At 37.9% G+C, this 12207-nt stretch carries 10 protein-coding genes and 3 tRNA genes; 3 read left to right on the forward strand and 10 right to left on the reverse strand.

What is annotated here, in order from left to right; translation table 11 throughout:
* Positions 1-116: 116 nt before the first annotated feature.
* The 4 genes from rpoB to FGL89_RS03735 form a co-directional block, all read right to left on the reverse strand.
* Positions 117-3731 carry a DNA-directed RNA polymerase subunit beta gene (gene rpoB / locus FGL89_RS03720; protein WP_014973736.1) on the reverse strand — a complete coding sequence of 1205 codons (3615 nt, stop codon included), beginning with the start codon at positions 3729-3731 and terminating at the stop codon, positions 117-119.
* A 293-nt stretch (positions 3732-4024) separates the two neighbouring features.
* Entirely contained in the window at positions 4025-4837 is an 813-nt protein-coding gene (gene tpiA, locus FGL89_RS03725; RefSeq protein ID WP_014973735.1) for a triose-phosphate isomerase, read from the reverse strand.
* A gap of 2 nt (positions 4838-4839) precedes the next feature.
* Entirely contained in the window at positions 4840-5184 is a 345-nt protein-coding gene (locus FGL89_RS03730; RefSeq protein WP_014973734.1) for a hypothetical protein, read from the reverse strand.
* A gap of 167 nt (positions 5185-5351) precedes the next feature.
* A tRNA-Leu gene (locus FGL89_RS03735) sits at positions 5352-5436 on the reverse strand.
* Between the two features lie 331 nt (positions 5437-5767).
* Between FGL89_RS03735 and FGL89_RS03740 the strand changes: the two genes are divergently transcribed.
* A complete protein-coding gene (locus FGL89_RS03740) occupies positions 5768-5968 on the forward strand; it encodes a cold-shock protein (RefSeq protein ID WP_014973733.1) in 201 nt (66 codons plus the stop codon).
* A 109-nt stretch (positions 5969-6077) separates the two neighbouring features.
* Positions 6078-6791, forward strand: coding sequence for a 2,3-diphosphoglycerate-dependent phosphoglycerate mutase (gpmA, locus tag FGL89_RS03745; protein ID WP_014973732.1), 714 nt, complete (start codon positions 6078-6080; stop codon positions 6789-6791).
* Positions 6792-6897: 106 nt separating this feature from the next.
* Here gpmA and FGL89_RS03750 read toward each other — a convergent pair.
* Positions 6898-6969 (reverse strand) — tRNA-Gln (locus FGL89_RS03750).
* 39 nt (positions 6970-7008) lie between these two features.
* Positions 7009-7091, reverse strand: a tRNA-Tyr gene (locus tag FGL89_RS03755).
* A 188-nt stretch (positions 7092-7279) separates the two neighbouring features.
* On the opposite strand from FGL89_RS03755, the gene FGL89_RS03760 reads away from it, so the two are divergent.
* Positions 7280-7948 (forward strand): phosphatase PAP2 family protein, encoded by a 669-nt coding sequence (locus FGL89_RS03760; RefSeq protein ID WP_014973731.1) that lies wholly within the window; start codon positions 7280-7282, stop codon positions 7946-7948.
* Positions 7949-8060: 112 nt separating this feature from the next.
* On the opposite strand, the gene nrdF is transcribed toward FGL89_RS03760, so the two are convergent.
* The 4 genes from nrdF to nrdH all read right to left on the reverse strand — a co-directional run bounded on the left by nrdF (position 8061) and on the right by nrdH (position 12092).
* Positions 8061-9050 carry a class 1b ribonucleoside-diphosphate reductase subunit beta gene (gene nrdF / locus FGL89_RS03765; protein ID WP_014973730.1) on the reverse strand — a complete coding sequence of 330 codons (990 nt, stop codon included), beginning with the start codon at positions 9048-9050 and terminating at the stop codon, positions 8061-8063.
* Positions 9051-9052: 2 nt separating this feature from the next.
* Positions 9053-9493: a class Ib ribonucleoside-diphosphate reductase assembly flavoprotein NrdI gene (locus tag FGL89_RS03770; RefSeq protein ID WP_014973729.1), complete on the reverse strand. Its 441-nt coding sequence runs from the start codon at positions 9491-9493 to the stop codon at positions 9053-9055.
* Positions 9494-9598: 105 nt separating this feature from the next.
* Positions 9599-11770, reverse strand: a complete 2172-nt coding sequence (gene nrdE / locus FGL89_RS03775) for a class 1b ribonucleoside-diphosphate reductase subunit alpha (protein WP_014973728.1) — start codon at positions 11768-11770, stop codon at positions 9599-9601.
* A gap of 91 nt (positions 11771-11861) precedes the next feature.
* Positions 11862-12092, reverse strand: coding sequence for a glutaredoxin-like protein NrdH (gene nrdH, locus FGL89_RS03780; protein WP_019040573.1), 231 nt, complete (start codon positions 12090-12092; stop codon positions 11862-11864).
* Positions 12093-12207 lie beyond the last annotated feature (115 nt).

The following is a 12207-nucleotide window of genomic DNA, read 5'->3' on the forward strand; positions in this document are numbered from 1 at the left end:
ATAACGGTTGTATATTTTATCCACTGCACGTCTGCTATAAGCCATTCTCAATCAATCGATTGACAACATCTTATAACAAACGTGCAGTGATTTACACGACACGTTTTATTGTTTCATTACAATTCGTTATTTACTTCAGATTTGTCTTGGGTTTCAACCTTCGAAAATGCTGCAGCAACTTCTTCATCTTCTTTATTTAACAAGTCAGGATTTGTACGTGCTAACTTTTCAAGTGCATCAACAGGTAATATAGAGTCATCTTCGTCCATTTGACGAAGTTCAACTTCACTACCAGCACCATCTAATACTTGCATATCCAATCCAAGTGCTTGTAATTCTTTAACCAACACACGGAAAGATTCTGGTACACCAGGACGTGGAATTGGTTCACCCTTAATAATTGATTCATAAACCTTCACACGACCAGCAACATCATCTGACTTATAAGTCAGAATTTCTTGCAATGTATATGCTGCACCATAAGCTTCAAGTGCCCAAACTTCCATTTCACCGAAACGCTGTCCACCGAATTGTGCTTTACCACCCAAAGGCTGTTGTGTAACAAGTGAGTAAGGTCCGATTGAACGTGCATGAATTTTATCGTCAACCATGTGAGCTAACTTCATATAATGCATGACACCCACACCAACGCGCTTATCAAATGCTTCACCGGTGCGACCATCATAGACAACAGACTTACCATCTTGTGGCAAACCAGCTTCACGCAAAGCTGCTTCAATCTCATCATCAGATGCACCATCAAAGACAGGTGATGCAACATGAATGCCAAGTTTTTTAGCGGCAAAACCTAGGTGTAATTCAAGTACTTGACCAATATTCATACGTGAAGGCACACCCATGGGTGACAACAAGATATCAATTGGTGTACCATCAGGCATATATGGCATATCTTCTTCAGGAACAACAACGGAAACAGTTCCCTTGTTACCATGACGACCAGCCATTTTATCACCAACTTGAATCTTACGCTTTTGTGCAATATAAACACGGACCATCATATTCACGCCTGGTGCAAGTTCATCACCATTTTCAGGTGTATAAATACGAACATTCTGAACTACACCGCCGCCGCCATGAGGTACACGTAGTGACGTATCACGTACTTCACGTGCTTTTTCACCAAAGATAGCATGTAACAAACGTTCTTCAGCTGATAATTCTGTCACACCCTTTGGTGTTACCTTACCAACCAAAATGTCGCCATCATGAACTTCGGCTCCGATGCGGATAATCCCATCAGCATCCAAATCCTTCAACTGATCTTCACCAGTATTAGGAATTTCACGTGTCATTTCTTCCGGTCCAAGTTTTGTATCTCGAGCTTCTGAATCGTATTCTTCTATGTGAATTGACGTATAAACATCTTCACGAACCAAACGTTCATTCAAAACAATGGCATCTTCGAAGTTATAACCCTGCCATGTCATAAAGGCAATTAATGGGTTTTGTCCCAAGGCTAATTCACCTTGTTCCATTGAAGGACCATCTGCCAAAACTTCATCAGCTTCAATATGTTCACCTTCATGAACAATTGGCTTTTGGTTATAGTTTTTACCACCGTTCGAACGACGGAATTTCATCAATTCATATGTATCTAATTGACCATCTTCACGACGAACACGAATTTGATGACCATCAACATATTCAACCATACCGGCTGCACGTGATATCATAGCAACACCCGAATCATGGGCTGCTTTATATTCAATACCAGTACCAACAAGTGGTGCATGTGGATCAAGCAGTGGAACAGCTTGACGTTGCATGTTGGCACCCATTAACGCACGGTTCGAATCATCGTTTTCCAAGAAAGGAATTGCAGCAGTACCAACTGAAACAACCTGCTTTGGCGAAACGTCCATGTAGTCAATACGGTCAATTGGTGTCTCGATGTTTTCTTCACCGAAACGAGCCATAACTGTCTCGTGAACAAAGCTACCATCATCATTTAAGGGTGAGTTAGCTTGTGCAACAATGAAGTTATCTTCCTCATCAGCAGTCAAATAATCAATTTTTTCGGTAACTTTATGCGTTGTCCAATCAACACGTCGGTATGGCGTTTCGATAAAGCCATACTTGTTGATACGACCATATGTTGCCAAGGAGTTAATTAACCCGATGTTTGGACCTTCTGGCGTCTCAATTGGGTCAATACGACCATAATGTGTATAGTGAACATCTCGAACTTCAACGCCGGCACGATCACGCGTAAGACCACCCGGTCCAAGAGCTGACAAACGGCGCTTGTGGTTCATTTCACCCAATGGGTTAGTTTGATCCATGAACTGTGACAATTGTGATGAACCAAAGAATTCCTTAACAGCAGCAACAACTGGACGAATGTTAATTAATTGTTGTGGTGTCACCGTGTTGGCATCTTGAATTGACATACGTTCACGAACAACACGTTCCATACGTGTTAATCCGATACGGAATTGATTTTGTAATAATTCCCCAACAGAACGGATACGACGATTACCTAAATGATCGATATCATCAACGTTACCGATACCTTCTTGTAAGTTCAAGAAGTAGTTCATACCTGCCAAAATATCTGCAGGACGTACTGTACGGTCATCAGCATCAATATGACCATTGCCAATCAATACTAATGTCTTTTCTGGGTTTGCAGGTGATTCAATCTTGATTTTCTGAAGTGTTACAGGTTCTTCAAGAACTGCATCACCAGATGGTGTATATGTTGTTGTCTTGAAATCTTCACGATCCAAGAATGGTGATAGTTTTGACATCACTGTCTTATCTACCAACGTTCCCTTTTCAACAATAACTTCACCTGAATCTGGATCAGCTAATGTTTCAGCTAATGTTTGATTCAATAAGCGTGTCTTTAACGACAACTTTTTGTTAACTTTATAACGACCAACAGATGCCAAATCATAACGTTTTGGATCAAAGAACCTTGCGACTAACAACGCACGTGATGAATCGGCTGTCTTAGGTTCGCCCGGACGCAAACGTTCGTAAACATCCTTTAAAGCCTCTTCGACACGAGAATCAGACATGTCTTTATGCACATCTTTTTCCAAAGTCATGTTCAAAGCATCATATTGATCTGAAAAAATATCAATAATATCTGAATCTGAACCAAAACCAAGTGCACGCACTAATTCAGTCATCAACAACTTACGTGTGCGGTCAATACGTACATTGGCGATACCTTTGGCATCGGTTTCGTATTCTAACCATGCACCACGGTTAGGAATAACCGTAGTACCGTAACGTGGTCGTCCGTTTTTATCATTTTCTTGATTATAATAAATACCAGGGGAACGCACTAACTGTGAAACAATAACACGTTCTGCACCATTAATGATGAAAGTTCCCTGTTCAGTCATCAATGGAAAATCGCCAAAGAATACGTCTTGCGACTTGATTTCACCGGTTTCATGGTTTGTCAAACGCAAAGTTACGTGTAATGGCGCTGAATAGTTGGCATCGTGTTCACGTGCCTCATCAATATTATATTTTGGTTCCATCAATTGATAATCGACATATTCCAAAGACAAAGTCCCTTGAAAGTCATCGATTGGCATGATATCACCAAACATTTCCTTAATACCATCGTCTAAGAACCATTGATATGACGCCGTTTGAATTTCAATCAAATTTGGCACATCAAGAACTTCTTTGATGCTAGCATATGAACGACGGGTACGATGTTTACCATACTTTACTAAATGTCCTGCCACACTTATCACCTCGTTTGTTTTTCGCTGTGTTTTGTTTGTTACAGTTTGATTACAAATTCAAATATTCTAGTGAATTTATCCTCGTATAGGCACAAAAAAAGCAATCGCCGCTGTTTCCGCAGACAACGTTTGCTCCAATATAAAGGTATTGCGGACAATATTTCGCAAAATTCCGTATTTATTCACAGTATTACTATATTTAATTATACGCTTTTGATATATATTTGCAAGTAACCATCTAAATAATCACAATGCTCTCTCAACAAGCTATTTCTTAATTTAATCACTTAATTTTAAACATTTTCAGTGTCAAAAGTTGGTACATTTGGGTCTCGTGCTATTTCAACTAACTGTAGGAACTTTTTAGGGTCTAAAGCAGCCGTACCAACTAATACACCATCAATATCTGCTTGCGACATAATTTCGCGCGCATTTTCTGGTGTCACTGATCCACCATACAATACACGAACTTGCTCAGCAATAACTGGTGAATACAGTTTGGCTAAAGTTTGACGGATAAGATGTGCTGCTTTTTGCGCTTGATCAGCTGTAGCTGCCTCCCCTGATCCAATCGCCCATGTTGGTTCATAAGCAATTGTAACGTTTCGAATCTGATCAACGGATACGCCAGCTAAAGCAGCCGCTACTTGAGCAACAGAAGGATCAGCATCCATGAATTGCGCATAAGTTCTCATATCTTCATCAACATCAATAATAGGACGTAAACCGTTACGTAAAGCTGCCGTCACCTTAAGATTAACAGTCGAATCCGTTTCATTAAAGAATTTACGGCGTTCAAAGTGTCCAATTAAAACGTACTCTGCACCAATATCTTTAAGTGCCTTAGGCGAAGTTTCGCCTGTATAGGCACCACTATCTTCCCAATGTACATTTTCAGCGACAACATGAATCGGTGAGTCAACAGTGTCACGCACCATATTAGCTAAAAACAAGTCCTGTGCTGCAATGCCTGTTTCAACGATTTTCTGATCCGGCACTTCACTATTAACTTGCTTTAAGAAATCGGCAACATCTGCCTGCAATTTATTAATTTTCCAATTTGCTACAACAAACGGCACACGATGTTCTTTATGAATTCTTACCATAATTATTTATCATCTCCTCGTAACATCATAAACATAAATGCTGCTTCAATCAAAAGAAAAATTGCAGTATAACGCGAGTCTTCATTAATAAGATTTAATATGCCATAACTAATAACCAATACACCCAAGCCCATGCTTGTTTTAATCAATGAACGTTGATATTTACTGCGTGTCAATTGCTCAGTTAAGCGTTGATTTTCTGCCGTTAGCTCAGAAACATCAAGTTTCAAAGCCTCAATCTTATCCAGTAAGTCGTCATTTTCTTGCTGTATCGTTTCAATTGCTGTTTGCGATACTGTCTCTTCTACCTCTTTCGAAGCATGCTGTTTTCGTTTGAAAAGTAACATATTTGTTCTCCAATGCTTCTATTTTACCACAAAACCCTAACACACTAAAATAACAAAGGATATTATGGTAGAAAAACAATTAATTTGTTGATTATTTCTTCCCGAGTCTATCATTAACAATAAAAAAACTGAGTTACTAACAATCCATGTTAGTAACCCAGCTGAAATGCAGCTAGCGGGAGTCGAACCCGCACGCCCTAAACGGGCACAGGATCCTTAATCCTGCGCGTCTGCCAATTCCGCCACAGCTGCATATGTCATATTGACAACCCAATAATTATAGCGTAAATCCAATAAGTCGTCAAGGTACCAGTAGTCATTCCATGAGTTACCACCTAAATATTGAGAACCATCATCATTTTCTATAAAATAGTCATAGAGGGCTATTCTCTGTAATAGTTAATAAACAGCATTTTTTCGGTATTTTGTTTTTTCCCTTGCTTCTTCTCTCAGATGTGTTATACTAAATGAGTAATAAAAGTTTTTGATTTTGATTTGTTTTTCTAGGAAGGCGCTCAAGTACCAATTATTTAAGTTACAAACAAAAAATTATTGGTGAGCACACCAAAAGGAGAAACATATCATGGAAAAAGGCACAGTAAAGTGGTTTAACGGCGAAAAGGGTTACGGTTTCGTAACTCGCGAAAATGGTGAAGATGTCTTCGCACATTTCTCAGCTATTCAAGGTGACGGCTTCAAGACTCTTGAAGAAGGTCAAGCTGTTGAATTCGAAGTTGAATCATCAGATCGTGGTTTGCAAGCTGCAAACATCACAAAGTTGTAAGATTAAGTTCTAAAACTTTCAAAACTCGCTTCGGCGAGTTTTTTTGTGTCCACTATTCGTGGTATAATAGAATCGTTAAATTAAACACAAACTAAGGAGTTTATCACACATGTCTAAGTTAGTATTAATCCGTCACGGTCAAAGTGAATGGAATGCATTGAACTTGTTCAACGGTTGGATTGACACAAAATTATCTGATAAGGGTGTCGCCCAAGCTAAAGAAGCTGGTCAATTGTTGGCAGCTGAAGATATTCAATTCGATCAAGCATATACATCTGTTTTGACACGTGCAATCACAACATTGCATTATGCACTTGAAGAAGCTGGTCAGTTGTTCATTCCTGAAGCTAAATCATGGCGTTTAAATGAACGTCACTATGGTGCATTGCAAGGTCAAAATAAAGCAGAAGCTGCTGAAAAATGGGGCGATGAACAAGTACACATCTGGCGTCGTTCGTATGACGTTTTGCCTCCACTACTAGATAGCTATGATAAAGAAGTTGAAGTACAAGGTAACACTTACCCTGCTTTCGATCGTCGTTACGCTGATGTTCCTGAAGGTGAATTACCATTAGGCGAAAACTTGAAGATTACTTTGGAACGTGTGTTACCTTTCTGGGAATCAGATATCTCAAAGGATTTGAAAGCTGGTAAAAATGTTGTTATCGCGGCACATGGTAACTCATTGCGCGCTTTGGCAAAACATCTCGAGCATATCTCGGATGATGACATCTTAAACCTTGAAATCGCTAATGGACAACCACTAGTTTATGATTTGGATGATAATTTAGAAGTTATCTCTAAGAAGACATTGAGTAAGTAATCTCAATCCAAATAAAAATACCGTTACTAACTAATTGTAGTAACGGTATTTTTATTTGGTTACGTGTATAAATAAAAAAGGATGCACATTAGCATCCTCTTAATTATTGCCCCTGCTGGATTCGAACCAGCGCATAGCGGTACCAAAAACCACTGCCTTACCACTTGGCGAAGGGGCAATAGTTAATTTATTTAGCCGTTAACTATTATATCGGCTATGGGAGCGGTAGGATTCGAACCTACGAACCCGAAGGAACGGAGTTACAGTCCGTCGCGTTTAGCCAGACTTCGCTACACTCCCATATCTCAAACAACTATACTATCATATCAAATTTACGATACTCTGGCAACCCCTTCTTTTATTAAAATATCACCATTACCACTATGAAATTGTGATATACTAATATTTTTATACCAATAACCTTGTTTATATGACCAGCATTCATTATACTAGAATAAGGTTAAAATCCGAATTTGGAGTAGAATATCATGATTATAGCCACTAAAAATAAACAGCGTCGCTACGCAATAATTAGCTTTATCATCGCTATATTACTGGCCGCTCTTGTTAAATTAAATTTTGTGCTGCCTGTTGCACTTGATAATGCCATTCACAATTTGTTTAATCAGTTCCAAACACCCTTTGGAGATGTCATGATGAGTATTGCCGCTTTTCTGGGAAATCCTATCGTTGATATTGTTTACGCACTCATTCTGGCCGGTGTGCTTATTATCGCAGAATTACGTATCCCAGCGATTTGGACTGTGTTGACACTGTTATTTGGTAATCTATTCACTACGATCATAAAAATAATAGTTAACAGAGACAGGCCAATCGGGCACCTACTTGCTGATAACGGACCATCTTTCCCTAGCAACCATGTATTTAGTTTATTCGTTGTCATTTTTATTGTCGTGATATTAGTCATTCCTAATATTAATTCACCGTTGACACAATTAATTAGTCGTTGGCTGATAGTTGTGATTGGCCTAATGACAATTATGAGCCGCATATATTTCAACGCCAATTTTTTGAGTGATACTTTTGCAGCTGTTTTGTTAGCTTACGCTTGGGTTATATTATCTGCCTCACTATACCCAAAGCTAGCAACTTTTTTAAAATCCAACATCACACTCTTCAAACACGATGAAATCTAATAACGCAACTCATAGTTATACTATAAAATAAAGGCTTGATTCCAAATTTAATGGAATCAAGCCTTTATTTTTAGCATAATAATTAACATGTTACTGTTAAATTCTAATACAATTACTCGTCTTTTTTGTCTAATCCAATTGTATAATCGTCTGCTTCCATGGCTTCAACGGCCCCAAGCAAATAACCATTTCCTACACCAGAAAAGAAATCATGATTAGCCGTGGATGTTGAGATTCCATTCATAACAATTGGGTTGACATCTTCTGCCCCATCCGGAAACATTGGTTCTTGGCCTAAGTTCATCAATGCCTTGTTAGCATTGTAACGCAGGAAAGTTAGGACTTGTTCAGTCCATCCCAAATCATCATAAAGTTCGTGTGTATACTTTTCTTCATTATCATACAATTCATAAAGCAGATCATACATCCATGTTTGTAACGAATCGCGTTCGGCTTCAGGTAGTCGATTAAAACCAATTTGAAATTTATAACCAATATATGTGCCGTGCACTGACTCATCGCGAATGATCAATTTAATAATCTCTGCCACGTTCAACATTTTGTTGTGACCTAAGAAATACAATGGCGTGTAAAAGCCAGAATAAAACAAAAAAGTTTCCAAAAATACTGAAGCAATTTTCTTTTGTAAAGGTGAACCTGTCTGATAAATATCGTTAATACGATTAGCTTTGTATTGTAGAAATTCATTAGTATCAGCCCAATCAAAGATAGCTTCAATTTCAGATTTTTGGTTTAATGTTTCAAAAATTGATGAATATGATTTTGCATGAACGGATTCCATAAATTGAATATTGTTCAAAACAGCTTCTTCTTTTTGATTGACAGCATCTAATTTCAACTGTGACATACCATCTTGTGACTGCAACGTATCTAATGTTGTCAATCCACCAAACACCAAGTTCATCGTTTGACGTTCTTGTGGCGACATGTTTCCACGCCAAATGCGTAAATCATTTGAAATAGGAATACGTGTATCTAGCCAAAATTGTTGTGTCAACTTTTCCCAAGTTGCCTTGTCTAGTTCATCTTCAATATTATTCCAGTTAATTGCTGTATATGAGTTGTTTTTTGAATGTTCCACAGTTATTCTCCAAATAAGGGTTTTATGATATTATATACTTTTTCCGCATCAAATTGGCTACCACGTAACTCATAAGCAAATAACATAGGTACCCCAAATTTTTGGGCATATCGTAATCCGGTTAAATTAAATTGTACGTTGAAATTGCGATTCCCAGAACCAACTATCCCTTTTAGATAAGCGCTATTACGACCAAAAGAAATATAGTCACCTAAAGCGTTGGTAAATATTTCGGTTACTTCAGGTCCTGTGCCCGTTCCACCATTGAGATAAGTTGGTACAATCGCTATATATGGCTCTGTCTCGTTAGCATAATCCGTTTCATCGCCAATAAGACGTGAACTAAACTCATCCCCATTAGCTTCTGTAATACTTTTGAGCTTTTCTACAAAGGATATTGTGTTCCCCTCTGTAGAAGCATACAAGACATTAATTTTTGTCATTAATACGATGTCCTTTGTTTAATTATCCAATCATATCACACAATTGTCACAAATAAGTATGAAAATCTCCAATAAACTGTATGTTTTCATATTTACTTTTCAAAACTAAATTGAGCAACTCTCACACTCGTTAACACCTGACTCTTGGTTATCATCAGTAAATGTGCGGACATAATACAATGACTTAATATCCTTGTGAAACGCATAGTTACGTAAGATAGTTAGATCACGGGTTGTCATTTTATCAGTTCGACCATTTTTCCATTCATACAAACCGCTTGGTAATGTCGAACGCATAAATAGCGTCAGCGACATCCCCTGATCTACATGCGCCTGAGCAGTGGCATAAACATCAATGACCTTTCGCATATCAGTATCATAAGCTGATACATAATATGGCATCGTTTCATTACTCAATCCTGGTGCTGGATAATAAACCTTTCCAATCATACCTTCTTGACGTTCTTCAATTTTATTAACAATAGGCAATAGTGTCGCAGTTGTATCGTTAACATAAGATATCGAACCTGTCGGTGCTACGGCATGACGATAAGCGTGATACATACCATATGTCATCACATCATTTTTTAATTCAAGCCAGTCACTTTTTGTTGGCACATGATGTTGACCAAATTCTCGAATCACCTTAGTAGTCTTTGGTATCCAATCTTTAGCTAAATATTTATCAAAATATGATCCGTCCGCGTAGGCTGATTTATCAAATTCAAAGAAAGTTTCATGACGCTCTTTGGCAATCCTTACTGATGCTTTGATGGAATAATAATTCAGTGTCATGAAAAATGTTGATGTGAAATCTAATGCTTCTTCATCACCATAATACATCTGATGTTGTGCAAAATATGCTGCCAGTCCCATAGCACCCAAACCAATGGCATGCTTTTCATGATTACCTTTAGCAATTGATGGTACAACATCCAACTTTGATGTATCTGAAACGTAGGTCAGCGCACGTACCATAGCATCAACTGATTGATCAAAATTATCAGTATGCATCATATTCACGATATTTACTGAACCTAAGTTACAACTAACATCTGAGCCTAAGCGTGTATAATGCTGATCATCATCAATGTCTGATGGTGCCTGTACCTGCAAAATTTCCGAACATAAATTCGACGACACAATCTTACCAGAAATAGGGTTGGCACGATTGGTCGTATCGATATTAATAATATAAGGATAACCCGACTCTTGTTGTAATTTCGAAATTTCTTCTTCTAGTGAACGGGCGTCCAACTCATACTTGCGAATTTTATCATTGGCCACCATTTTGTCATATTCAGCAGTGATATCAACATAATTAAATGGCTGTCCATAGACATCTTCAACATCTGCTGGACTGAAAAGATACATCTTTTCATTATTTTTAACAAGTTCATAGAACTTATCTGGCACTGTTAAACCAAGAGAAAGTGTCTTGACACGTATTTTTTCATCAGCATTCTCTTTCTTTGTTGACAAAAAAGGCATAATATCAGGATGGAATATTGATAAATAAGCCACACCAGCGCCTTGACGTGCCCCAACTTGTGATGAAAATGTAAATGAATCTTCTAATAATTTCATAATTGGCACAACGCCACCAGCGGCGTTGTCAATTCCCATCACAGGTGCGCCACCTTCACGAACGTTGCTCAGCGTGATACCAACTCCCCCACCCATCTTTGACAATTGTAAAGCAGAGTTAATTGTACGTCCGATTGAATTCATATCGTCTGAAGTTTGAATAATGAAACAAGACACCAGTTCACCACGACGTGCCCGGCCAGCATTCAAAAAACTAGGTGTGGCTGGTTGATAACGTTGGTGAATCATTTCATCAGCTATACGTAAAGCAACTACTTCATCACCGTCAGCATAGTACAATGCATTCATAGCGACACGATCCACGTACGTTTCAATGTAGTATTGACCGTCATTAGTTTTCAATGCGTACTGATTATAAAACTTGAATGCCGCCATAAAAGACTTAAACTTAAAGTTTTCGCCGTTTAAATAAGCATAGAGTTTCTCAATAAACTCTAAATTATACTTTTTTATAAATTCACGTTCCAAAAAATCATTCTCGAATAACCATTCGAAACGTTCTGACAATGAGTCAAACTTCATGACATTTGGTCGAACATTCTCTCTCAAAAAAGCATCAAGTGCTTCTTGATCTTTTTCAAGTTGGATTTGGCCATTTTTAGGAATATTGATTTGATTATTCAAATCAAAATAAGTCACTTCATTTAGGTTCAGGTCTTTTAATGACATAATTTTCGTCCTCTATCTCTTTATAGATACTGTATCGTGTGAAAATAAAAAAATATCGCCTGCATACCGCACGATATTTTTTGGCTTCAGTTTATGCTGAAATCTTTTTTAATACATCCGGACGGAAACCAGAAAACTTTGGCATGCCTTCAATTGAGACTACAGGTGTCTGACGGAACCCATCAGCTTTTAACTCATCAACATATTTTATTTCTTCTTCAATATTGATTTCTTTAAATGCAATGCCTTGTGATTCTAAAAACTTTTTAGTCATTTTGCACTGTACACAGTCGTATTTCGTATATACTATCACTTTTTCCATGCTACTACCTCTATATTTATGTTGCTTATTTATTTTTTGATTTACTATCTGTTAGTTTACCTATTTTTCAGAATTAAACAAGGACAATATCAGTCTTTACAAACAATTGTTCCCA

The organism is Leuconostoc carnosum (assembly GCF_007954525.1).
In the GTDB taxonomy this organism is placed as follows: domain Bacteria; phylum Bacillota; class Bacilli; order Lactobacillales; family Lactobacillaceae; genus Leuconostoc; species Leuconostoc carnosum.